The following is a 21,807-nucleotide window of genomic DNA, read 5'->3' as shown; positions in this document are numbered from 1 at the left end:
TGATCAAGTCAGGGTTGGCTCGCGGATCGCCATCTCCTCGGGTCCTGCGGCAGTGCCTCTCCCGGGTTCAAAGATGGGAGTTCATTCGGTCGGGGCGGGACAGGTGCTGCCGATGACCTGTTTCAGCGGCCCGTGTGATCGCCTCGAGTACCCGGTGGCGATCGAGTGCGACCGCGAAATCCGGCGTATCGGCGGTTCCGTCGCGGAGGTCGGCGGCGAACTGGGCGTAGAGGCGGGCGACCCCCGCTGCGGGTGCGTCGAGTTGCAGGTCGGGAGCCGCATAGGCGGGGGGAACCTGTAGCACTTGGGCAGGCTCGTTGCCGCGGCGCAGCGTGATGGTGAAATCGGTGAAATGGATGTAGCCCGACGCCGACTCCACACGCACACTGCCCTCGGTGCCCTGGATCTCCCATACCGTCGCCGAGCCGGCAGACTGCCCGGCACTGTAGTGCAGCGAAGTGACGATCCCGCCTTCGAGAACGCCGGCGACGGCGATCTCATCCGGCGCGTCCTTCGGCAGCGGCGCGCCATCGGAGAGGCGGACGCCGTCACCGCGCTGATTGGCGACGACGGCGGACAGACTCTCGAACGTGCCGAGCACGCGCGCAAGCGGTTCGAGGCCGTGACCGAGCATGATGCTCAGAAGCGTGGCGCCATTCTTTGCGTGAGCCATGTACTCGACCGGCGGGTCATATCGGCCGGCCCACATGTCGTCGGCCAAATGCGCTCGGATGCTCGTGCTGAGCGGCTTGCCAATCACGCCTTGCGCGATGAGGTCGCGAAGGAAGAGGACCGGCGGGTGCAGGCCGCCCTGCAACCCGACAACCGTCCGCAGCCGCCGCTCGCGGGCAAATCCCTCCAGCGCTTCGGCCTCCGACAGGTTGCTTGCGAGCGGCCATTCGCAATAAACCATCTTGCCCGCGGCCAGCGCGTCGGAAACGATCTGCTTGTGATCCGGCACCTTGACCGCAACCACCACCAGGTCGACCTCCGGTCGCACGACCAGGGCCTCATGCGTGTCGAAGGCGAGATCGGCGCCCAGCCGACGAGCGGTCGCGTTCGCGCTCTCCATACGAGTCGTACTGACGGCGCGGATCTGGAACGCGTCGAGCGCCTGCAGCGCCGGGACATGAGCAATTCCGCCCCAACCCCGATCGGCACTGGCCCCGACAAGGCCGACGCCGATCCGGGTATTTGCTGAATTCTTCATTAGGATGCTCCTGCCGTGATGCAGCCCGGCAACGCTCTCCGGGCTGCATCACGATGATTCGTTTCCGGACAAATGCGTGGGCATCAAGCGCAGGTTTTACACGTGAGCCCAGTGGGCCTCGAGTTCGCGCGCGACATCGGCCGCACGCTCTATCATCGGCCAGTGCGAGCTGCGCAGCTTGAAGACGGCACGTGCGCGTGTGGCATTACCGAGCTCGTCGGCGAAGCGGTGAGGAAGGAACGGATCGTCCAGGCCCCAGATCACTAGCGCTGGTGCGGTCACCTTGCTCAGACCTGGCTTCCACTCCGCCCCGACCTCGATCGCCGAACGGTAAAGGGCGAGAATGCTTGCCCTCATAGTGGCATCGATATGCCGGACCGCTTCGTCTGCCGCGTCGCGCGGCATCTGCGCCTCGTTGAGACTTGCTGCGAACTCCTCGAGGTCGAGGTCCGCCATCCATTGCTCGCCCTCGCCCGGCGTTTGCCAGATCTTGGCAAGATAGTGCCACGGATACTCCGGATCGATCGGTCCGCTGATGCCTGTCCATGTCCGCACCAGATCCGGTCGGACAGACGCGAGACGGCCCGTGAGCAGAGAACCCCAATCATGACCGACCAGGTCGACGGGTTCGCCGATTTCTTCGATCTTCTCGATCAGCCAATCGAGATACTCTTCTTTCGTCGACGTGAATCCCGCTGGTAGGGGTACGCCAAACCCGGGGAGATCGATCGTCACAATATCTTCGCGTTGAAGATGGGAACGGACGGTGTCCCAAAGCCGGTGGGTATCAGGTACACCATGGACGAGGACTGCAGGCATTTCGGATTCTCCAGTTGTTTGTTGTCGTGGTTGAACGGCCGGTCGGCCGAGTCAGGGAAGGAGGATGACTTTGCCGTGGGTGTGGCCCGTGGCGACGAGGCGATGAGCGTCCGCGGCCTCGTCGAGTGGGAAGCTCCGGCCGATGCGTGCGGTCCACGCGCCGGCGGCGATCAGATTCAGGGCTTCCTGGACAGGGCCGCGGTCGCGGTTCCCGCTGCCCCCGGGGCTGAATACGACGCCGTGTTGCGCGGCATCGCGGTCGGCGAGCGTCACGATCCGGTCGGGGCCGCCGAGAAGATCGACGAGGGCGGGAAGGAGCCCCTTGCCGGCGGTGTCGAGCGCGGCGTCGACCCCGCCCGGAGCGGCGGCACGGATGCGATCGACCAGGCCCGGGCCGTGGGCGACAGGGGTCGCTCCGAGACTCCTGACGAAGTCGGCGTTGTCAGGCCCGGCGAGGCCGATCACCGTCACACCGCGCTGTCGCGCGAACTGCACGGCGGCGCCGCCCAGAGCACCGCTCGCGCCGGTGACCACGAGCGTTTCACCCGGGCGAATGTTCAGAAGCCCGAGAGCCCTCGCCGCGTTGTCGGCGCCGATGACAGTAGCCGCGGCCGCCTCGAAGGAAACGCCGTCGGGGATCGTCGCGAAGTTGCTGCTGACCGTGTACTCGGCGTACGAGCCCTGGGTGGCGGAGTCCGGCCACCCGGCGACGCGGTCGCCGACCACGCCCTCGTCGACGCCCGGGCCGACCGCCTCGACGACGCCGGCGAACTCGAATCCGATGATGGCGGGAGCACGCAGGCGGAACACTCCGGCGCGTGCCTGGATCTCCGCCGGGTTCACCCCCGCGGCGTGAACCCGCACCAGTACCTGACCCGGACCCGGCACCGGTCGCGGAGCCTCCGCAACCCGCAACACGGAGGGTTCGCCGAACGAGGCGATGACGACGGCTTTCATGATGATCCTTTTCGTATACAAGGGATTGCTCGCACCGTTCAGAACGGTGTCAGGTCAGGAAGACCGGCGGATTCTCGCCCCGCAGGCGGTAGTCGGGCCGGGGCCGTTCGAGGCGGATCGATTCCAGCACCGTGTACGCGTGGTACTTGGTCTGGGTGGTGGCTCCTGCCAGCCGTTCCCACCAGAGCCGGCCGTCGCTCGTCTCCTTCTCGAGGACGTGGCGGGTGGTGTAGTTCGCCATGGAGCTGATCCAGTTCTCGGTACCGACGAAGATCCTGTCCCAGCCGGTGCCGGTCACGATGTCGGCGAGCGCATCCGAGCGGCTGAACCGCTCGACCGCCGCAGTCGCCCCCTCGAGCACGTCGGTGAAGTACTCCACGCACAGCTTCACCTGCTCGTAGGTGCCGTAATGCATGTGGTGCCCGCCGACGAAGTAGTCGAAGTCGTATTCGAGGATCTGGGACTGAGCCTCGTACCAGCCGGAGATGTTCTGCGAGGCGTCGCAGTGCATGAACGTGACACTTCCCGGACTGACGATGTCGACGGCCGTGAGCACCTTCTGCCGCGGTGCGTAGATGAAGATGTTGCCGGGGCAGTGGTTCTCTCCCCTGTAGGAGAGCTGCAGGCTCACGCCGCCCACTTCGAGGACGAGTTCGTCGTCGAACGTCCTCGTCGGCAGGGGGCGCTTCGGGTCGGGGAAGCGCTCCAGGAGTTCCTTGGTGATGCGGTGGGCGACGATTTCGACGTCGGGTCCGAACACGGAGGCCGCGCCGATGTGATCGGCGTGCCAGTGGCTGTAGATGACGTGGGTCACCGGTCGGTCGGTGACGTCCTCGATCGCCGCCAGCATGTTCTCGCCCAGCGTCGGGGGTGCGTCGATCGCGACCACGCCCTCCTCGGTCACCACGAATGCGGCGTCGTAGCCGGCGCTGGTGACCCAGTAGAAGCCGCCGCGCAGTTCTTCCACGTGGTAGCCGTACTTCTGGAAGTGCTCGCTCTGGAAATACGGGGGGTAATAGTCCGCGGGGTCCAACGGGTCGTCCGCCCCCGCGCGGGGGAATCCATAGTGGTCGATCCCGTAGAAGCTCGGGGTTTCTTCGACGTTGATGGGTATCTGACTGCTCTGGCACACCGGCGGGACGCCTTTCTGCGTTCTTGGGAAGCCGTCGAACGGGTGGTCTATCCCGGTGACGTGAATCGAAGGACCGCCTTGGTGACGCGGCCTGAGCCCGCATCCTCGAACGCGGTGTTGATATCGGCGAAGTCGTAGAAGGACAGCAGCCGGTCGATGGGGAACCGGCCCGCTCGATAGAGCTGGGCAAGGTCGTTGATCAGGAGCGACGAGACGGCGTCGCCCTGGATGATGCCCTGAAGCGACTGGCCGAGCGTGAGCCGGCCGACGTCGAGCACGGCGCCCGTTCCTTCGTGGAACGCCACGAAGCCGAATCGGCCCATCGGTGCCAGGGCGCCGACCCCGGCGTCGAGGTTCTCCGCGCGGCCGCTCGTGTCGAGGACGTACTCCAGACCGCGTTCGTCGACGGCGCGGAGCGCGCCGGTCAGATCCTCGACCCGGCCGGGGTCGACGAGGTGCGTCGCTCCGAGATCGCGGGCCAGATCGAGGCGGCCGGCGTCGACGTCGACGGCGACGATGGTGGTGGCACCCGCGACATGTGCCGCCATGACCGCCGCCAGGCCCACCGCTCCCACGCCGAAGACCGCGAAGGACGCTCCCGCCGGCACGGCGAGGGCCTTGAGTACGGCCCCCGCGCCCGTCTGCAGCCCGCACCCCAGCGGAGCCACGACGTCGAGGGGCAGATCGCGGGGGACCTTGATCGTGTTCCGTTGGTGCGTCAGGGCGTGGGTGGCGAACGAGGACTGGCCGAAGAAGTGACCGTGCGGCTCGGCACCGTGGGCCACGTGGAGACCGTTCGAGCCGTCCAGGCGGGCACCTGCGAAGTTGGCCGCCCAGACGTTGTCGCAGTAGGCCGCGTGCGAGGACATGCACGGCTTGCAGCGGCCGCACGAGTGGTAGGAGAGGACGACGTGGTCACCGGGCTCGACGGTGGTGACAGCGGCCCCCACGCGTTCGACGACTCCTCCTCCCTCGTGCCCCAGCACCACCGGCAGCGGCGTCGCCATGCGCTGCGCCCGCACGTGAGCGTCGGTCGCGCATATTCCGGTCGCGACCATGCGAACGAGTACCTCGTCGGACCGCGGGTCCTCGATCTCGATGTCGCGGAACTCGAAGGGCCCGTCCTGCGCTTCGAGAACGGCGGCGCGCGCGGAGGTGGTCATACGCCGTGATCCTGCCGCGAAGCGCCGCGAGGGCCATGGTGACGAGGGACTGACATCATCAGCGACTCTCTGATCGGGGGGTGGGCCTCAGGAACCCTTCAGCGAGTCCGAACCTATGTCGGCCGCCCGTGCCCGCGGATCGGTCGCCGTATCCGTCACGGCAGTGAGGCACGGTGCCGCGAGGTGCGGTGGCGTCACTGCCGGACGCCGGTCCGGGCGGCTTGTTCGACTCGGGCGATGAGACGGCTGTTGTGGGCGGCGTGCTGGAAACCCGGGGTGTGGTGGGTGCCGTTCGTGATGTCGCGGGCCAGGCTGGCGTAGACCTCGCCGACGTTGATGGAGGCGCCCGTCCAGATGTCGGCGGCGGTGGGTCCCGCGCCGGTGGCGACCGGGCGGTCGGGCGCGGTGAAGTCGACGCTCGACGAGAGGGTGAGGTCGCCGACCTGAACGCCCGCGGGGTGGTCGCCCGTCAGCTTCAGCCAGCCCTCCGATCCGCGTACCTCCAGACTGAAGTGGGCGTCGGGGGCGGGCACGCCCGCCAGGATCTGCACCCCGACCGGCGCCCCCGAGGAGGTCTTGGCGATGGCGTCGAGGTGATCCGGGACCTCGCGGACGGATATCGCGCCGGTGTCGACCAACTTCACCTGGGGCCAGAGGAGTTCGGTGCGGGCGTCGATCTCGGTGATGTCGCCGAGAACGGCTTCGACCACATCCAGGACGTGGCCCGCGGCGATGGTGAGGAAACCGGCTCCGGACGCTGCCTTGTCGAAGTACTCGTACGCGCTCACCGACTCCGGGCCGTTGCCGAAGGTCGTCGCGGCGACTCGCGCCGAGAGCAGCCGCCCGAGCCGGCCCTCGGCGATGATCTCCGCCGCGCGGCGGACCGAGGGGTTGAGCCTGCCCTGCAGGCCGATCGCGGTGTGCAGTGAGCCGGCCGCGTCAGCCATCTCTTCCGTCTGTGCGACGGTCGCGCCCAGCGGCGACTCCGCGTACACGGCCTTGTTCGCCGCGAGGGCCGCCAGGACGAGCTCGCGGTGAGCGGGGACCTTCACCGCGACGGTGAGGAGGTCGATCGAAGGGTCACCGATGAGCGCGTAGGGGTCCGCGAACCAACGCTCGGCGCCGAACGCCTCGGCAGCGCCGCGCGCGCTCTCCTCGTGCCGCGTCGCCACACCGGCCAGGTGGAAGTCGGGCTGTGCCGCCAGCGCGGGTATGTGCGAGGCGCCCGCCCAGCTCGCCTTCGTGTCCGCGCCGATGATGCCGACCCGAATGAGATTGCTTGACATGGTGGTGTTCCGTTTCTTTCGCTGAAGCAAGACGTGGTGTGGTGCGCGGGGCGAATCGGTGCGTTCGCCCTTCTCTCACTGGTCGACGGCGGCCATGTCGGGCTCGGCATGGCGTTCGCCGGACGCCGGTGTGAGGTTGTTCAGGCGGGCGATCTGGTCCGGGGTGAGTCGGATGCCGTCGGCGGCGCTGTTCTCCTGGAGGCGGTCGACGCGCTTCGTCCCCGGAATGGGCGCGATGCCGTCTCCTTGCGCGAGCAGCCAGGCCAGAGCGACCTGCGCGGGCGTGGCCCCGACCTCGTCGGCGACCTCGCGTACCTGGTCGACGATGCGCAGGTTGCGCGTGAGGTTGTCGCCGGTGAACCGGGGATTGGAGCGACGCCAGTCGGCGGCGTCCAGGCCGTCCAGGGTGCGGATGTCACCGGTGAGAAAGCCGTGTCCCAGCGGTGCGTAGGGGACCAGTCCGATGCCTAGCTCACGCAGCGTGGGCAGCACCTCGGCCTCCGGGTCCCGCGTCCAAAGCGAGTACTCGCTCTGGACAGCGGCCACGGGATGGACCGCATGGGCCCGGCGGACGGTCGCCGCTGCCGCCTCCGACAGTCCGATGTGGAGGACCTTGCCGGCCTCCACCAGCTCGCTCAGCGCCCCCACCGTCTCCTCGATGGGAGTGTCGGGGTCGACCCGGTGCTGGTAGTAGAGGTCGATGCGGTCGGTTCCGAGCCGCCGCAGTGAGCCGTCGACAGCCGTGTGAATGTTGGTGGGGGTGCTGTCCGGGCCCGGTCGGCCGGTGTGGGAGACGAGGCCGAACTTGGTGGCGAGGACGACTTCGTCCCGGCGGCCCTTGATCGCGCGACCCAGCAGTTCCTCGTTGACGTAGGGGCCGTACACCTCGGCGGTGTCCAGATGGGTGACACCGAGGTCGACGGCGCGACGAATGGTGCGGATCGACTCGGCTCCGTCCCGGCCGGCGCCGGTGTAGTACGCCGACATCCCCATGACACCCAGGCCGATGCGCGGGACATCGAGCCTGCCGAGCGACGTGGACTGCATCTGTTGTCCATTCCGTGTGGGGCGGGCCTCAGCGCCGCAGAGCGAACATGACGCGTCAAGTTCTACCCCTTCGAACTTGACGCGTCAATAAGTGGCTCTATGATGTCCTCATGGCGAGCACGGCAGATGAAACGAACGGCCGACGCCGTCGGCGTCCACGGAACGAGCCGACATCCGAGGCGACGGCTCGTGCCGACGAAGGCTCCGGCTCCGGGGATTCCACCGGTCCGGTTGCCGAGACGCGATGGCTGAACGGCGACGAGCTGGCGGCGTGGCTGGCCAACTCCGCGATCATGATCAGCCTGCCGGCCGCGCTGGATGCGCGCATGCAGCGCGAGGCTCAGCTGACCTTCTTCGAGTACATGGTGCTCTCGGTCCTCTCCGAGCAGCCGGACCGCACCATGCAGATGAGCGCCCTGGCCGCGCGAACGGCGGCGTCACTGTCGAGGCTGTCCCATGTCGTCGGTCGGCTCGAGAAGCGCGAACTGCTCGCACGGAAGCGGATCCCCGGTTCCGGAAGGCGCACCGCCGCGACGCTGACCGAGGCCGGTTACGACGTAGTGGTGGCGGCGGCGCCGGGACACGTCGCCGCAGTCCGCGAGTACCTGATCGATGATCTCGGTCCTCAGGAGCTGGCGGCGCTGCGCCGCATCGGTGCCGCGGTGGACGCGGCCATCAAGCGCGGGCAACCCGACGCGGGCTCTGCGGCTTCGCCTCCGGGGGGCGGCGCGGCGGACGGCCGGTCACCCACGATTCATCCGGCGTCACAGCCTCCGGCCGACACCTCGACCGCGACTCCCCGCAGGCCCTAGTACGGCGCCCGGAAGTTGATGTAGCCGAGCAGCACGATCACCGCGGCCACGCAGCCGAGGACCACGGCGGTGGACACCCACGAGGACCGGCGCCCGGAGCCCACGTGGTCGGGGTCGGCGCGGAAGGGGACCGGGCCGGGAGGGTTCTCCTTCCAGCGCGCGGCGAGCATCCGCGCACGCGCCGAGGGCTCCTTGTGCTCCGCGCCCTCGGCCCACCTCAGGTCGTACTCGCGCTCCTCGTCGTCGCGCTCCGGCATCTCCGGCACTCTCCCCGTCCCCCTGACTCGAACAACCGTGTCAGTAGACATGATCCCGGGCCGCACGCACCCTGTGAAGGGTTTTCGGCCACGCGCGACGGCGCCCCCGCACGACGGCGCCCCCGCCCCCGGGAAACGGGGACGGGGGCGCCGGTCGGGTCGGCGTGACCCGTCGATCACACGTCGAAGTACATCTCGAACTCGTGCGGGTGCGGACGCAGCTGCAGCGGCGCGATCTCGTTGGCGCGCTTGAAGTCGATCCACGTCTCGATCAGGTCCGGCGTGAAGACGTCGCCCTGGAGCAGGAACTCGTGGTCGGACTCCAGGCGGTCGAGGACGGCGCCCAGCGAGGTCGGGACCTGCGCCACGTTCGCGTGCTCCTCGGGAGCCAGCTCGTAGAGGTCCTTGTCGATCGGCTCGGCCGGCTCGATCTTGTTCTTGATGCCGTCCAGGCCCGCAAGCAGCAGCGCCGAGAACGCCAGGTACGGGTTGCCGGAGGCGTCCGGGGCGCGGAACTCGACGCGCTTGGCCTTCGGGTTCGAGCCCGTGATCGGGATCCGCATCGCGGCCGAGCGGTTGCGCTGCGAGTACACCAGGTTCACCGGCGCCTCGAAGCCCGGCACCAGGCGGTGGTAGGAGTTCACCGTCGGGTTGGTGAAGGCCAGCAGCGACGGGGCGTGCTTGAGAATGCCGCCGATGTAGTAGCGGGCGGTGTCCGAGAGACCGGCGTAGCCCTGCTCGTCGTAGAAGAGCGGCTCGCCGCCCGACCACAGCGACTGGTGGACGTGCATGCCCGAGCCGTTGTCACCGAAGATCGGCTTCGGCATGAAGGTCGCCGTCTTGCCGTTCTTCCAGGCCACGTTCTTCACGATGTACTTGAAGAGCTGGAGGTCGTCCGCGGCCGCGAGCAGCGTGTTGAACTTGTAGTTGATCTCCGCCTGGCCGGCGGTGCCCACCTCGTGGTGCTGGCGCTCGACCTGGAGGCCGGACCGCTCCAGCTCCAGGGAGATCTCGGCGCGCAGGTCGGCGAAGTGGTCGACCGGCGGGACCGGGAAGTAACCGCCCTTGTAGCGGACCTTGTAACCGCGGTTGTCCTCCAGGGCACCGGTGTTCCAGGCGCCGGCCTCGGAGTCGATGTGGTAGAAGGACTCGTTCGCGCTGGTGGCGAAGCGGACGGAGTCGAAGACGTAGAACTCGGCCTCGGGGCCGAAGAACGCCGTGTCGGCGATGCCCGTCGAGGCCAGGTACGCCTCGGCCTTCTTCGCCACGTTCCGCGGGTCGCGGGAGTACTGCTCGCCCGTGATCGGGTCGTGGATGAAGAAGTTGATGTTGAGCGTCTTGTCCCGGCGGAAGGGGTCGACGCGCGCGGTGGACAGGTCGGGACGCAGCGACATGTCCGACTCGTGGATGGCCTGGAAGCCGCGGATCGAGGAACCGTCGAAGGCCTGCTCGTCGTCGGGGTCGAACGCCTGGGCGGGCAACGTGAAGTGCTGCATGACGCCCGGCAGGTCGCAGAACCGGACATCGACGAACTTGACGTCCTCGTCCGCGATGAACTTCTTGACGTCGTCGGCGTTCTGGAACATCCAGCTCCTCCTACTCCCGACCGTCCCGCCGGGTTGGTAGATCGTTCGTGCGGCCAGTGCGGGTGGCACACGCTTCCTCGACCCTAGGGACGGGTGATTTCTCGGGCGTGACCCATTTGTTTCACAGAAGTTAACCGGCTCCCTCCCCAGCCTAGGCCGGATCGGGGGCCCACACACCCCGCCGTTCCCGGTACGTATACGGGCGCAGTACCGTGTTCGGGTGGACAACAGGCAAGCAATCGGATCGTGGCTCTCCGGCCCCCGCGCGGCCGTGGAAGAGGCCGGCGCCGATCTCGGGCACCGCGGTGAGCAGCTCGGTCTGCCGGAGGAGGGACCGGGTTCGATCGCCCGCCCCGGCAGGCGGCTCGGCGCGCTGGCCGTCGACTGGGCCCTGTGCTCCCTGATCGCATACGGGCTGATCACGGGCAGCTATGGGCAGACGGCGAGCAACTGGGCGCTGCTGATCTTCTTCGTGCTGAGCGTGCTGACCGTCGGCACGGTCGGCTTCACCCCGGGCAAGCGTCTGCTGGGCCTGCGGGTCGTGGACCTCGCCACCGGCCGCCCCAGCCCGCTGCGCGCCCTGCTGCGCAGCGTCCTGCTGTGCCTCGCCCTCCCCGCGCTGATTTGGGACCGCGACGGCCGGGGCCTGCACGACCGGCTGGCACGCACCGTCGAAGTCCGGATCTGACCCGCCGTACGCCGCACACAGCACGACGCCGGTACGGCGATGGGGGCGGCCCGATCACTCGGGCCGCCCCCATCGCCGTACCGGCGTCTCGGAGTCCTACGGGTCAGCGCTGCCTGGGGTTGCCGCCCCTGGGCATCCGCATGCCCTTGGGCATCGGGCCCTTGGGGAGCGGCATGTTGCTCATCAGGTCGCCCAGGGCGCGCAGGCGGTCGTTGGTCACGGTGACCTGCGGGCCGCTGAGGACGCGGGGGAGCTTGAGCATGGTCGTGCGCAGCTTCTTCAGCTCGACCTGGCCCTCGCCGGTACCCACGAGCAGGTCGTGCACGGGGACGTCGGCGACGATGCGGTTCATCTTCTTCTTCTCGGCCGCGAGCAGGGACTTGACCCGGTTCGGGTTGCCCTCCGCGACCAGCACGATGCCCGCCTTGCCGACCGCGCGGTGCACCACGTCCTGGTTGCGGTTCATCGCCACCGCGGGGGTCGTCGTCCAGCCCCGGCCGATGTTGTCCAGTACGGCCGCCGCGGCGCCCGGCTGTCCCTCCATCTGCCCGAAGGCCGCCCGCTCGGCACGGCGCCCGAAGACGATCGCCGTCGCGAGGAAGGCGAGCAGCAGGCCCAGGATGCCGAGATAGATGGGGTGACCGATCAAGAAACCGATCGCGAGGAGGACACCGAAGACGACGATGCCGACACCCGCGAGCACAAGACCGATCTTCTTGTCGGCCTTGCGGGTCATCTTGTAGGTCAGAGCGATCTGCTTCAGTCGCCCGGGATTCGCAGCGTCCGCTGCAGGTTCCTTCCTCGCCATGGCACGAAGTCTACGTGCCCCCGAAAGCGCCGACGACGCCAGTGCCCGGCAGCGCCCGGCGGGGGCAGAGGCGGGACGCGGTCAGGGACGGCCGGCGACGGACTGCCGCAGCGCGCGCTCCGTCTCGATCCGGTCCTTGGCGCGGCGGCGGTCCTCCAGGACCGAGTTCCAGGCGTTGCGCCGGGCGGTGCGCTGGCCGCCGCTCATCAGCAGCGACTCGACGGCCCGCAGGGCGGTGGTGAACGACGGGATGGCGGTGGCACGGACGGCGGTGTCGCGGGCGGCGGTGGGACGGACGGGCGCGGCCTGCATCGTGGAGGTCCCCCCTCGGTACGGCTCCGGGTACGGAGACGGGTGTACGTGGTGGTGTACGTGCTGTGATTCCAGGGTCACTGATTGGTGTTACCAGGGCGTGACCCGCCGGTCAAACGCACATGAATCCGCGTCGCCGGGTCCTGGAACGGGCTCGCGGCCCCGACCGGTGCCCTCATCAGCGAGGACGGTCGGAGCCGCGGCATCTCGGCCATTACTGGCCAGTAGCGACTTGTGCGGGAGTTCACACGGTGGCGGACCGGCGCTGCTCCATCGCCATGCCGTAGAGCCGCCCGGCCCGGTACGAGGAGCGCACCAGCGGGCCCGACATCACGCCGGAGAAACCGATCTGCTCGGCCTCCTCCTTCAGCTCCACGAACTCGTGCGGCTTGACCCAGCGCTCCACGGGGTGGTGGCGCACGGACGGGCGCAGGTACTGCGTGATGGTGATCAGCTCGCAGCCGGCCTCGTGCAGCTGCTTCAGCGCCTCGCTGATCTCCTCGCGGGTCTCGCCCATGCCGAGGATCAGGTTCGACTTGGTGACCAGGCCGTAGTCGCGGGCCTCGGTGATGACCTTCAGGGAGCGCTCGTAGCGGAAGCCGGGACGGATGCGCTTGAAGATCCGCGGGACGGTCTCGACGTTGTGCGCGAAGACCTCGGGGCGGGAGTCGAAGACCTCGCGGAGCAGCTCCGGCACCGCGTTGAAGTCGGGGGCCAGCAGCTCGACCTTGGTGCGGCCGGCCTCGCGGTCGGCGGTCTGCTGGTGGATCTGGCGCACCGTCTCCGCGTACAGCCACGCGCCGCCGTCCGGGAGGTCGTCGCGGGCGACGCCGGTGATGGTGGCGTAGTTCAGGTCCATGGTGACCACGGACTCGCCGACGCGGCGGGGCTCGTCGCGGTCGAGCGCCTCGGGCTTGCCGGTGTCGATCTGGCAGAAGTCGCAGCGCCGGGTGCACTGGTCGCCGCCGATGAGGAAGGTCGCCTCGCGGTCCTCCCAGCATTCGTAGATGTTGGGGCAGCCGGCTTCCTGGCAGACGGTGTGCAGGCCCTCGCTCTTCACGAGGTTCTGCATCTTGGTGTACTCGGGGCCCATTTTCGCCCGGGTCTTGATCCACTCGGGCTTGCGCTCGATGGGGGTCTGGCTGTTGCGGACCTCCAGGCGCAGCATCTTGCGTCCGTCGGGTGCGACTGCGGACACGACCGGCTCCCTAGCGTTTGATTCTTCGGCGTTCTTCAGGGTACGCCCGTTGAATTGTTGGTCGGCGTTGGTGCTGGCCTTGCTGGGGGCTGCCGCCCCCAGGCCCCCGCTTCGGCCCTGAACGGGCCTCGTCCTCAAACGCCGGACGGGCTGGTTTTATGCCGCCGGCGTCTTCTCGACGACCCTCGGCTTCAGGTCCGCGTTCTCCAGGACGTCCCGCAGGTGGCGTTCGGCCACCGGGAGGACCTCGTCGATGGTCACGTCCCGGCCGAGTTCGTTGGCCAGTGAGGCGACGCCCGCGTCGCGGATGCCGCAGGGGATGATCTTGTCGAACCACTTGTTGTCGGGGTTCACGTTCAGCGCGAAGCCGTGCATCGTGACGCCCTTGGCGACCCGGATGCCGATCGCGGCGATCTTGCGGTCCTCGCGGCGCTGACCGGCGTTGGACGGGGCGTAGTCGGGGCCGTTGAGGCGGGGGTCGAACTCCTCGTCCGCCAGGCGGGGGTCGAAGTCCAGGGACAGGCCGCCGAGCTTCGGGCGCTGCTCGACCGGGTCACCGAGGACCCAGACGCCGCTGCGGCCCTCGACCCGGCTGGTCTCCAGGCCGAACTCCGCGCAGGTGCGGATCAGGGCCTCCTCCAGGCGGCGGACGTGGGCCACCACGTCGACCGGACGCGGGAGCTTCTGGATGGGGTAGCCCACCAGCTGGCCCGGGCCGTGCCAGGTGATCTTGCCGCCCCGGTCCACGTCGACGACCGGGGTGCCGTCGAGGGGGCGTTCGCTGTCCTCGGTGCGCCGGCCGGCGGTGTAGACCGGCGGGTGTTCGAGGAGCAGCACGGTGTCGGGGACCTCGTCGGCGAACCGCGCGGCGTGCACCCGGCGCTGTTCGTCCCACGCCTCCTGGTACTCGACGCGTTCGGCACCGAACCCCATCCGGACGAAGCGCAGCTCACTCACGGCACGTGCCTCCCTGCAAGGTCGTAAGGCACGAAGCGTGCCCAAGCCACTGTACGACCGCCCGTCGGCCGTCAGCCGAGCGGGCAATCCTCACACGATCGGATGAATGCTGGGCGAATTGTGCGATCGGGTGCTTACTCTCCGCTACATTCACGCCGTTCACGAGGCCATAAGGGCTGCTCACAGGCGCTCCGGGCACTTCGAACGCCCGGAAGGCAGGAGACCGCACCGCACCATGACGGAACGACCCGCGCAGCGCACCCCCAACCGCCAGCTCGCCGCGCTCATCGCCGAAGCGGGGTTCTCGAACGCGGGTCTCGCGCGTCGCGTCGACCAGCTCGGACTCGAACACGGCCTGGACCTGAGATATGACAAGACGTCCGTCACCCGGTGGCTGCGCGGCCAGCAGCCCCGCGGCACCACCCCGGCCCTGATCGCCGAGGTCTTCACCCGGCGCCTGGGCCGCCGCCTGACCGCCCAGGACCTCGGCCTGGACGCCTGCGCGCCCGTCTACGCGGGCCTGGAGTTCGCCGGGAGCCCGGAAGAGGCGGTCGACATCGTCGGCGGGCTGTGGCGCAAGGACTCCGGCAGCCACGCCGAACTGCGGAAGATCGCCTTCACCCCGGCCGGGCTCGTGGTGCCCAGCCGCGACTGGCTGATCGGCCGCGCCGACGAGAAGGTGGCCCGCGCCGAGGTGCCCGTCCGCATCCCCGCGCAGGGCCGCCCCTCGACCCCGAGGCTCGCCGTGCCGCTCGACCCGTCCAGGCGCCGGGCGCCCGCCGAGCGCGGGCCCGGCCAGAAGGTCAGCGGCGGCGACCTCGCCGCGCTGCGCTCGGTCGGCGAGCTGTTCCGCAGCCTCGACGACCGGTACGGCGGGGGCCACGCCCGCCAGGCCCTGGTGCGCTACCTGGAGCACGAGCTGGAGCCGATGCTCCGCGGCACCTACGGCGAGCAGACCGGCCGCCGGCTGTTCGCCGCCGCCGCGGACCTGACCAGGCTCGCGGGCTGGACCTCGTACGACATCGCCGCGCACGGTCTCGCCCAGCGGTACTTCGTGCAGGCGCTGCGGCTGTCGCAGGCGGCGGCGGACCGGGCGTACGGCTCGTACGTGCTGGTCACCATGAGCCGGCAGGCCGTCTACCTGGGCCACGGGCGGGAGGCCGTGCAGCTCGCCCGGGTGGCGCAGCAGGGCGTGGGGACCTCCGCGCCGCCGGTCGTGCAGACCCTGCTGCACGCCGCCGAGGCGCGGGCGCACGGCGTCCTCGGGGAGGTGCGGGCGTGCACGGCGGCGCTGGTGCGGGCCGAGCGCGCGATGGAGGCCGCCCGGCCCGGGGACGAGGTGCCGCACTGGGCGCGCTTCTTCGACGAGGCGCAGCTCGCCGACGAGTTCGGGCACTGCCACCGCGACCTGCAGCAGTTCCGCGCCGCCGCCCAGCACGCGGAACGCTCGCTGCAACTGCGCGCCCCCGCCTACGCCCGCAGCAGGCTGTTCTGCCGGATCGTCCTCGCCACCGCCCGGCTCGGCCTCGGCGAGCTGGACCAGGCCTGCCAGCTGGCCGCCGAGGCGGCGGGGCAGGCCGCCGAGATGCGCTCGGTGCGGGCCGCGGAGTACGTCCGCGACTTCGAACGCCGCCTGGAGCCCTACCGGGACGCCGCCCCGGTCCGGGGCTACCGGGACAAGGTGGCCGCCCTGGGATAGCGCCGTTCGCCGGTCCTAGGCCGCGTGGGCCGTAGCCGTCGGCTCCGCCGTGTGCATCGGCCGGCCCGCGCCCAGGTCGGTCAGGATCGCCGCCGAGGCCCGGTGGCCCGAGTGCAGCGCGCCCTGGGCGGTGCTGGTGTCGCGGTGGTCCCCGCACACGTACAGCCCGGCCAGCAGCCGTACCGGCCTGCGCGGGTCGTGCGGCGGGCGCATCGCGGGCACCGCCTCGGGCGTGTGGTGCACGGCGAGGGTCTCCCAGCGGGTGGTCGGGGTGCCGTAGAGGCGGGACAGGTGGATGCGTACGGCGGTGTCGAGGTCGGGCGGGGGAGGGCCGAGGACCGTCGAGGAGACCAGGGTGCGTCCGGCGGGCGCGCGGGACGGGTCCACCTGGCTGATCTGCGCCGTGTGGGCGACCGGGCCGCCCCGGTCGGCGTCGAGCAGCAGGGCCGCGCCGGTGGTCGTCGGTTCGTCGGTCGTGTGGTGGACCACCGTCACCGGGTGGAAGTCCGGCACCCTCAGGCCCGGCAGCAGTCCGGCCGCTGCGCGGGCGTCGGTGGCCACCAGGACGGCCCGGCAGCGGATGACGCCGTGCTCCGCGGTGGTCACGGCGTTGGTCGCGACCGAGGTGACGCGGACGCCGGTGTGCACGGTGCCCGGCGGCAGGGACCGCGCCAGGTGCTCCGGCAGGGCCTCGGCGCCGCCCTCCGGCAGCGCCAGCCGCCCGCCGGCGAAGGCGCGCAGCGCGAGGTCCGCGCACCGGCTGGACGTCGTGAGGTCGGGGTCGTTCAGCAGGGCGGCGAGCAGCGGGCGCAGGAAGCCGTCGATCGTGCGGGCCGGCAGCCCGCGGGCCGCCAGGGCCCGGGCGGCGGGCAGCTCCGGCCGGGCCAGCAGCCGTTCGGTCGGCGTGTGCGCGAGCCGGGCCAGCGCGGCACCGAGCCGGGCCTGGTCCACGGCGGTGCCGAGCGGGGCACCGGCCCGGGCGCGGGGCGCGGGCACCGAACGGGGGGCGCTCGCGAGGGCGCGCACCGCATGGAGTGCGCCCCGTGCGCTCCGTCCGCCCGCCGGGGCGCCCGCGCGGTGATGACGGCCCTCGCTGTGCAGCAGGACCCCGGGGGCGAAGGGCAGCAGCGCGAGGCCGTCGAGCCCGGGGGTGCGGCGCAGTTCGGGATACGCGGTGGACAGCAGCTGTCCGATTCTGTCGAGCCGGAAGCCGTCGACCTTCTCGGTGGCCATCCGGCCGCCCACCGTACGGTCGGCCTCCAGGACCGTCGTCGTCACTCCTGCGCTGGTCAGCCGTTGCGCCGCGGCGAGTCCGGCGATCCCGGCCCCCACGACGACGACGTCCGCCTGGTACGCGGGCTCAAGCACGTGCCCCTCCTCGAGGTTGCGCGGCCGCTGGAGACGTCATGCCCCCAACAGGCTTGAGGAATACCCGAGTTCGAGACGAGGTTAGGGCCAAGAATGGTCAACGGGAATCATTTGGGGGCAGCACACGGTCGCACGGCGGTCGCATACGGACACGCCTACAGCGCCGCCCGGATCGCCCCGTCGATCTCCGGGAACGCGAAACGGAAGCCCGACTCCAGGAGGCGGGCCGGCAGGACCCGGGCGCTGCCGAGGACGTCGCCCGCCATCTCGCCCAGCGCCGCCCGCAGGACCGGCGCGGGCACCGCGAACGGCGCCGGACGGTGCAGCACCCGGCCCATGGCCACCGTCACCTCACGGTTCGTCACCGGCCGCGGGGCGGTCAGATTGAAGGGGCCGGACAGGTCGTCCCGGTCCATGAGGTGCCGGATCGCCGCCACCTCGTCGTGCAGCGCGACGAAGGACCAGTACTGCGACCCGTCGCCCAGCCGTCCGCCGAGCCCGGCCCGGAAGAGCGGGAAGAGCCGGCCCCAGGCGCCGCCCCCGCGCGCGACGACCAGTCCGGTGCGCGGGAACACCGTCCGCACGCCCGCCTCCCGGGCGGGGGCCGCCGCGGCCTCCCACTCCACGCACAGGCCCGGCAGGAAGCCCTCTCCCGGGGGTGCGCTCTCGTCCACGGGCCGGTCGCCGGTCTCCCCGTAGTAGCCCATCGCGCTGCCGTTCACGAAGACGCGCGGCGGCCGCTCCATCGCGGCGACGGCCTCCGCGAGCGCCGTCGTGCCGTGCACCCGGCTGCTGCGGATGAGGGTCTTGTACGCGTCGGTCCAGCGGCGGTCGCCCACCCCGGCACCGGCCAGATTGACCACCGCGTCGCAGCCCTCCAGCCCGGCCGCGTCCACCCGCCCGTTCTCGGGGTCCCAGCGGATCTCGTCCGCGCCCTCGGGCGCGCGCCGCACCAGGCGCACCACCTCGTGCCCGTCCGCCGTCAGGGACCGCGCCAGCGCGCCGCCGATGAGACCGGACGCACCGGCCACCGCGACGCGGGAACGCCCCCTTCCGGCGCGTTCGTTCATGTGCCCGCCGTTCACGCGTCCGTCGTCCATGGACCCATCCTGACGGGTGGGCCGGGGAAAACCCCGGAACGGCCCCCGGCACCGCGTCGTACAGTGACCGTCATGCCAGCCCCGCACATACGCCGCGCCAGGTCACAGGACGAACAGCCGCTGCGCCGGATCGACCTCGAGACCTGGTCCCCGCTGCACGCCGTCTCGCCCCCGCCGGGGCCGGACGACCCCTTCTTCCGTGACAGCTGCGGGCCCGACGCCCACCTGGTCGCCGAACTCGACGGCGCCGTCGTCGGCTACGTCCGCCTCGGCTTTCCCACCCCGTTGGCCTCCAACACCCACGTCCGCCAGATCCGCGGCCTCGCCGTCGCCGACTCCGCCCGTGGCCACGGCGTGGGGCGGGCACTGGTCCGGGCCGCCGTCGAGGAGGCCCGGCAGGGGGGATTCCGCCGCATCACCCTGCGGGTCCTCGGCCACAACACGGCCGCCCGGAAGCTCTACGAGTCGGAGGGATTCGTCGTCGAGGGCGTACAGCCCGAGGAGTTCCACCTCGACGGCCAGTACGTCGACGACGTGCTGATGGGGCAGATGCTGACGCCGTCCGGGCCGGGCGCCGCGGCCGGGGGCGCGCTCACGACGTGACCGGCTCGCCCGTGTCCACCGCCCGCGTGGCGTCCGCCGCGGCGCGCGCCTCGGGGGCCACCTCGGCCGCCGTCAGCACGTAGCCGGTCTCCGTGTCGGAGGTGGAACGGGCGAACACCACGCCGTAGACCCGGCCGTCGGTGGTCAGCAGCGGTCCGCCCGAGTTGCCGGGGCGGACCGTGGAACGGATCGCGTAGATCTCGCGGGTGACGTTCTCGTCGTTGTAGATGTTCTGGCCGGTGGCGCGGACCCGGTCGGCCACCGTCGCCGCCCGCAGGTCCAGGTCGCCGTTCTGCGGATAGCCCGCCACCACCGCGGGATCGTCGCGCGAGGCGTCCTCGTCGAACCGCAGCACCGGGGCCCTCAGGTCCGGCACGTACAGCACGGCCACGTCCTTGTCCGGGTCGAACAGCACCACCCGCGCCTCGTACGCCGGGCCGACGCCGCCGATCCGCACGGTCGGGTCGTCGATGCCGGCCACCACGTGGGCGTTGGTCATCACGTGCTCCGGCGCGTACACGAAGCCGCTGCCCTCCCGGCCCTGGGTGCCCCCGGTCACGCCCTCCACCTTCACCGTGCTGAGCTGTGCCGCGCGGGTGGCCGCGGGCGTGACGCTGTCGCCGGAGGGCTCGGCGACCTCGGCGGCCGACTCGCTCTCGAACGGGTTGAAGACCCGCGGGAACCCCGCGTCGGCGAGCGCCGACGTCGCTCCGGAGAACCACGCGGGGGTGGTGTCCGGCATCACCCGCTGCACCGCGCCCAGCAGCGACGAGTCCCGGATCGCCGAGGTGAGCAGCGGGGACGAGGAAGCCGTCAGGACGCTCGCCGCCACCCACGCCACGATCAGCGCCGCCGCCGAGTTCGCCACCGCCCCGCCGACCCCGTCGGCCACCCGGAGCGGACCGGCGTCCAGCTCCCGGCGCAGGCGCAGCGCGAGACGCCCGGCCAGCTCGTGGCCCACCATCGCCGGCAGCAGCACCGTGACCACCGCGACCACCGTCGCCGCCGTCGAGCCCCGTGCCACCAGGTCCATCACCCACGGCAGGGCCCATACGCCGAGCACCGCGCCGCCGACGAAGCCCGCCAGCGACACGCAGCCCGCCACCAGCCCGCGCCGGTAGCCGGAGGCCGCGTAGACCAGCACCACCAGCGCCAGCACGATGTCGAGCAGGTCCACGCGAACCGCCTTTCTCCCGGGCCCGGGACCCTCAGTACGTGCCGTAGCGGGCCGATGATCAGCCTGAGCCGCGCGACTGTCCGGAAATCGGCCACCCGTGCGAGCGAAGGTGTGCGTTCACCCCGGAAACGCCGCGCACCGGGACGATGGTTCCACCGGGTGGCACAGCCCACATCGCGGACAGAGCGGAACGGCCGGACAGTAGGACCATGCGAGTCTTCCGAGGACCGCGCCGGGCCCGGGAGCGACGGCCCGCCCGCATACCCGGCGCCGCCCGCATGCCTGTGGCGGCCCGGGCGCTGCTCGGCGCCCTGCCCGGGCTTGCCGCCGTCGCCGCGCTCTTCCTGTGCGCCGACGGCGTGGAACGGGCGGCCGACGCGGATGCGGCTCCGGCCGCCGCCACCGACCGGTACGCCGCGCCCCGCCCCGCCATCGTGCCCCGGTCGGTGTGGCTGGGCGACGCCGCCCGCGCGCAGCCCGCTCCCCGCTACGACGACAAGGTGATCGCCGTGTTCGTGCACCACACGGACACGCCGAACGGCTACGACTGCGCGGACGTGCCGGCCATACTCCGCGGGGTGTACCAGGGCCAGACCGGCGCCCGGGACTGGGACGACATCGGCTACAACTTCGTCGTCGACCGCTGCGGCACCGTCTACGAGGGCCGGGCGGGCGGCATCGACCGGCCCGTCACCGGCGCCCACACCCAGGGCTTCAACCACCGCACCACCGGGATCGCCGCCCTCGGCACCTACACCGCGGGGGTGCCCGTGCCCCGCGAGCTGACCGACGCGATCGCCGCGGTGGCCGCCTGGAAGCTCGGCGAGACCGGCACCGACCCGCACGCGGAGGTCGCTCTGGTCTCCAGCAACGGCCTCAGCCGCTATGCCGCGGGCGCCACCGCGACCCTGCCCGCCGTCGCGGGGCACGACGACGGCTACGCGACGAGCTGTCCGGGCGCCGCCCTCGCGGCCCGCCTCGGTGACATCAGGGACACGGCGGCCCGCCTCCAGGGCCGGGTCTGACCGTCCCGGCGGGCGCCGCGCGTCACTCCGGTCCGAACCTCGCCCACAGGCGGGGGAGGCGCTCGGCGAGGGCCCGGTCGTTCTCCAGGTCGATCGGCGCGCCCAGCGGTTCGGCGGGCGCGGGGGAGATGCCCAGGTCGGGGGCGACGGTGCCGGTGAGCTGCTCGTAGGCCTCGTCGGCCGCGTAGCCCAGCTCCTCGCCGTCGCCGTCCAGCTCCTCGTCGAAGTCCTCCAGCAGCTCGGCGAGCGAGTCGGGCTCGTGCACCGCGCCCTCGTACACCTCGCGGCCCTGGCCGATCAGCCAGCAGCGGAAGTAGTCGAAGGCGTCGTCGCTGGCGCCGCCGAGCAGGATCCACGCGGCACCCCACAGGTCCCAGGTGCAGGCGCGGTTGTAACGGGCCTCGAAGTGGCGGGCGAAGTCGAGCACCAGGTCCGGGTCCATGTCGAGGAGGCGCTCCACGAGCAGGTCGGCCTGGTCCTCCGGGTCGCCGTCGGCGCGCTGCCGGGCGGCATCGATCAGCTCCCAGAACTCCGTCTCGTCCATCACGGGTCCAGCATCGGGCCTGGGCGGGGGTGGCGCACGTGGAGTGGGGCGGATCGTTA

General features: G+C 70.9%; 22 protein-coding genes. 5 read left to right on the top strand and 17 right to left on the bottom strand.

The features are described 5' to 3' along the window. Positions 1-67 precede the first annotated feature (67 nt). The 7 genes from ACGH52_RS11570 to ACGH52_RS11540 all read right to left on the bottom strand — a co-directional run bounded on the left by ACGH52_RS11570 (position 68) and on the right by ACGH52_RS11540 (position 7,614). On the bottom strand, positions 68-1,210 hold the full coding sequence (locus ACGH52_RS11570) for a Gfo/Idh/MocA family protein (RefSeq protein WP_399938863.1): 1,143 nt from the start codon (positions 1,208-1,210) through the stop codon (positions 68-70). 96 nt (positions 1,211-1,306) lie between these two features. Continuing rightward, positions 1,307-2,029, bottom strand: a complete 723-nt coding sequence (locus ACGH52_RS11565) for an alpha/beta fold hydrolase (RefSeq protein ID WP_059302981.1) — start codon at positions 2,027-2,029, stop codon at positions 1,307-1,309. Between the two features lie 51 nt (positions 2,030-2,080). Further along, on the bottom strand, positions 2,081-2,986 hold the full coding sequence (locus ACGH52_RS11560) for an NADP-dependent oxidoreductase (protein WP_399938861.1): 906 nt from the start codon (positions 2,984-2,986) through the stop codon (positions 2,081-2,083). Positions 2,987-3,035: 49 nt separating this feature from the next. Next, a complete protein-coding gene (locus tag ACGH52_RS11555; RefSeq protein ID WP_193777729.1) occupies positions 3,036-4,118 on the bottom strand; it encodes an MBL fold metallo-hydrolase in 1,083 nt (360 codons plus the stop codon). 47 nt (positions 4,119-4,165) lie between these two features. Next, entirely contained in the window at positions 4,166-5,281 is a 1,116-nt protein-coding gene (locus tag ACGH52_RS11550; RefSeq protein WP_399938859.1) for an NAD(P)-dependent alcohol dehydrogenase, read from the bottom strand. Between the two features lie 194 nt (positions 5,282-5,475). Then, complete coding sequence (locus ACGH52_RS11545; protein ID WP_399938857.1) at positions 5,476-6,567, bottom strand: Gfo/Idh/MocA family protein; 1,092 nt, start codon at positions 6,565-6,567, stop codon at positions 5,476-5,478. Between the two features lie 75 nt (positions 6,568-6,642). After that, on the bottom strand, positions 6,643-7,614 hold the full coding sequence (locus ACGH52_RS11540) for an aldo/keto reductase (RefSeq protein WP_210977571.1): 972 nt from the start codon (positions 7,612-7,614) through the stop codon (positions 6,643-6,645). Between the two features lie 110 nt (positions 7,615-7,724). On the opposite strand from ACGH52_RS11540, the gene ACGH52_RS11535 reads away from it, so the two are divergent. Then, a complete protein-coding gene (locus ACGH52_RS11535; RefSeq protein WP_399938854.1) occupies positions 7,725-8,426 on the top strand; it encodes a MarR family winged helix-turn-helix transcriptional regulator in 702 nt (233 codons plus the stop codon). Here ACGH52_RS11535 and ACGH52_RS11530 read toward each other — a convergent pair. Together ACGH52_RS11530 and glnA are read right to left on the bottom strand one after the other, a co-directional pair. Further along, entirely contained in the window at positions 8,423-8,683 is a 261-nt protein-coding gene (locus tag ACGH52_RS11530) for a hypothetical protein (protein ID WP_171987129.1), read from the bottom strand. The genes ACGH52_RS11535 and ACGH52_RS11530 overlap by 4 nt on opposite strands. 176 nt (positions 8,684-8,859) lie before the next feature. Continuing rightward, entirely contained in the window at positions 8,860-10,269 is a 1,410-nt protein-coding gene (gene glnA, locus ACGH52_RS11525; protein WP_076974000.1) for a type I glutamate--ammonia ligase, read from the bottom strand. A 220-nt stretch (positions 10,270-10,489) separates the two neighbouring features. On the opposite strand from glnA, the gene ACGH52_RS11520 reads away from it, so the two are divergent. Then, entirely contained in the window at positions 10,490-10,957 is a 468-nt protein-coding gene (locus ACGH52_RS11520) for an RDD family protein (protein ID WP_052839906.1), read from the top strand. Positions 10,958-11,060: 103 nt separating this feature from the next. Here ACGH52_RS11520 and ACGH52_RS11515 read toward each other — a convergent pair whose 3' ends face one another. From ACGH52_RS11515 to lipB, 4 genes are all read right to left on the bottom strand, one after another. Further along, positions 11,061-11,765: a DUF4191 domain-containing protein gene (locus tag ACGH52_RS11515; RefSeq protein WP_030189212.1), complete on the bottom strand. Its 705-nt coding sequence runs from the start codon at positions 11,763-11,765 to the stop codon at positions 11,061-11,063. Positions 11,766-11,846: 81 nt separating this feature from the next. Next, positions 11,847-12,077: a hypothetical protein gene (locus ACGH52_RS11510; protein WP_121702908.1), complete on the bottom strand. Its 231-nt coding sequence runs from the start codon at positions 12,075-12,077 to the stop codon at positions 11,847-11,849. A gap of 244 nt (positions 12,078-12,321) precedes the next feature. Beyond that, entirely contained in the window at positions 12,322-13,275 is a 954-nt protein-coding gene (lipA, locus tag ACGH52_RS11505; protein WP_076973998.1) for a lipoyl synthase, read from the bottom strand. 156 nt (positions 13,276-13,431) lie between these two features. Continuing rightward, positions 13,432-14,232 carry a lipoyl(octanoyl) transferase LipB gene (gene lipB, locus ACGH52_RS11500; RefSeq protein ID WP_399938851.1) on the bottom strand — a complete coding sequence of 267 codons (801 nt, stop codon included), beginning with the start codon at positions 14,230-14,232 and terminating at the stop codon, positions 13,432-13,434. A 235-nt stretch (positions 14,233-14,467) separates the two neighbouring features. Between lipB and ACGH52_RS11495 the strand changes: the two genes are divergently transcribed. Continuing rightward, positions 14,468-15,931 (top strand): regulator, encoded by a 1,464-nt coding sequence (locus tag ACGH52_RS11495; RefSeq protein WP_210977575.1) that lies wholly within the window; start codon positions 14,468-14,470, stop codon positions 15,929-15,931. A 15-nt stretch (positions 15,932-15,946) separates the two neighbouring features. On the opposite strand, the gene ACGH52_RS11490 is transcribed toward ACGH52_RS11495, so the two are convergent. Then, a complete protein-coding gene (locus tag ACGH52_RS11490) occupies positions 15,947-17,299 on the bottom strand; it encodes an NAD(P)/FAD-dependent oxidoreductase (RefSeq protein WP_210977576.1) in 1,353 nt (450 codons plus the stop codon). A 155-nt stretch (positions 17,300-17,454) separates the two neighbouring features. Beyond that, on the bottom strand, positions 17,455-18,399 hold the full coding sequence (locus ACGH52_RS11485) for a TIGR01777 family oxidoreductase (protein WP_238696860.1): 945 nt from the start codon (positions 18,397-18,399) through the stop codon (positions 17,455-17,457). Positions 18,400-18,471: 72 nt separating this feature from the next. On the opposite strand from ACGH52_RS11485, the gene ACGH52_RS11480 reads away from it, so the two are divergent. After that, on the top strand, positions 18,472-19,002 hold the full coding sequence (locus ACGH52_RS11480) for a GNAT family N-acetyltransferase (protein WP_399938848.1): 531 nt from the start codon (positions 18,472-18,474) through the stop codon (positions 19,000-19,002). Here ACGH52_RS11480 and ACGH52_RS11475 read toward each other — a convergent pair. Beyond that, positions 18,992-20,179 (bottom strand): MarP family serine protease, encoded by a 1,188-nt coding sequence (locus ACGH52_RS11475; RefSeq protein ID WP_399938846.1) that lies wholly within the window; start codon positions 20,177-20,179, stop codon positions 18,992-18,994. The two genes, ACGH52_RS11480 and ACGH52_RS11475, sit on opposite strands and share 11 nt — an antisense overlap. 278 nt (positions 20,180-20,457) lie before the next feature. Between ACGH52_RS11475 and ACGH52_RS11470 the strand changes: the two genes are divergently transcribed. After that, complete coding sequence (locus tag ACGH52_RS11470) at positions 20,458-21,204, top strand: peptidoglycan recognition protein (RefSeq protein ID WP_171987134.1); 747 nt, start codon at positions 20,458-20,460, stop codon at positions 21,202-21,204. 22 nt (positions 21,205-21,226) lie between these two features. Here ACGH52_RS11470 and ACGH52_RS11465 read toward each other — a convergent pair whose 3' ends face one another. Beyond that, the gene (locus ACGH52_RS11465; protein WP_210977581.1) at positions 21,227-21,748 is read right to left on the bottom strand and encodes a DUF4240 domain-containing protein; all 522 of its coding nucleotides are present in this window, start codon (positions 21,746-21,748) and stop codon (positions 21,227-21,229) included. Between the last annotated feature and the right edge of the window lie 59 nt (positions 21,749-21,807).

The organism is Streptomyces sp. BBFR25, assembly GCF_044590125.1.
Classification (GTDB): domain Bacteria; phylum Actinomycetota; class Actinomycetes; order Streptomycetales; family Streptomycetaceae; genus Streptomyces; species Streptomyces canus_D.
The sequence above is the reverse complement of the archived record's forward strand: the minus strand, read 5'-3'. Positions and strand labels throughout refer to the sequence as shown.

What these genes read in the sequence shown, in the direction of transcription:
- ACGH52_RS11495 (WP_210977575.1), top strand. Translation starts at nt 14,468, where the DNA reads ATGACGGAACGACCCGCGCAGCGCACCCCCAACCGCCAGCTCGCCGCG.
- ACGH52_RS11560 (WP_399938861.1), bottom strand. Translation starts at nt 2,986, where the DNA reads ATGAAAGCCGTCGTCATCGCCTCGTTCGGCGAACCCTCCGTGTTGCGG.
- ACGH52_RS11540 (WP_210977571.1), bottom strand. Translation starts at nt 7,614, where the DNA reads ATGCAGTCCACGTCGCTCGGCAGGCTCGATGTCCCGCGCATCGGCCTG.
- ACGH52_RS11515 (WP_030189212.1), bottom strand. Translation starts at nt 11,765, where the DNA reads ATGGCGAGGAAGGAACCTGCAGCGGACGCTGCGAATCCCGGGCGACTG.
- ACGH52_RS11510 (WP_121702908.1), bottom strand. Translation starts at nt 12,077, where the DNA reads ATGCAGGCCGCGCCCGTCCGTCCCACCGCCGCCCGCGACACCGCCGTC.
- ACGH52_RS11535 (WP_399938854.1), top strand. Translation starts at nt 7,725, where the DNA reads ATGGCGAGCACGGCAGATGAAACGAACGGCCGACGCCGTCGGCGTCCA.
- ACGH52_RS11465 (WP_210977581.1), bottom strand. Translation starts at nt 21,748, where the DNA reads ATGGACGAGACGGAGTTCTGGGAGCTGATCGATGCCGCCCGGCAGCGC.
- ACGH52_RS11530 (WP_171987129.1), bottom strand. Translation starts at nt 8,683, where the DNA reads ATGCCGGAGCGCGACGACGAGGAGCGCGAGTACGACCTGAGGTGGGCC.
- glnA (WP_076974000.1), bottom strand. Translation starts at nt 10,269, where the DNA reads ATGTTCCAGAACGCCGACGACGTCAAGAAGTTCATCGCGGACGAGGAC.
- ACGH52_RS11565 (WP_059302981.1), bottom strand. Translation starts at nt 2,029, where the DNA reads ATGCCTGCAGTCCTCGTCCATGGTGTACCTGATACCCACCGGCTTTGG.
- ACGH52_RS11470 (WP_171987134.1), top strand. Translation starts at nt 20,458, where the DNA reads ATGCCTGTGGCGGCCCGGGCGCTGCTCGGCGCCCTGCCCGGGCTTGCC.
- ACGH52_RS11570 (WP_399938863.1), bottom strand. Translation starts at nt 1,210, where the DNA reads ATGAAGAATTCAGCAAATACCCGGATCGGCGTCGGCCTTGTCGGGGCC.
- ACGH52_RS11545 (WP_399938857.1), bottom strand. Translation starts at nt 6,567, where the DNA reads ATGTCAAGCAATCTCATTCGGGTCGGCATCATCGGCGCGGACACGAAG.
- ACGH52_RS11485 (WP_238696860.1), bottom strand. Translation starts at nt 18,399, where the DNA reads ATGGACGACGGACGCGTGAACGGCGGGCACATGAACGAACGCGCCGGA.
- ACGH52_RS11480 (WP_399938848.1), top strand. Translation starts at nt 18,472, where the DNA reads ATGCCAGCCCCGCACATACGCCGCGCCAGGTCACAGGACGAACAGCCG.
- ACGH52_RS11550 (WP_399938859.1), bottom strand. Translation starts at nt 5,281, where the DNA reads ATGACCACCTCCGCGCGCGCCGCCGTTCTCGAAGCGCAGGACGGGCCC.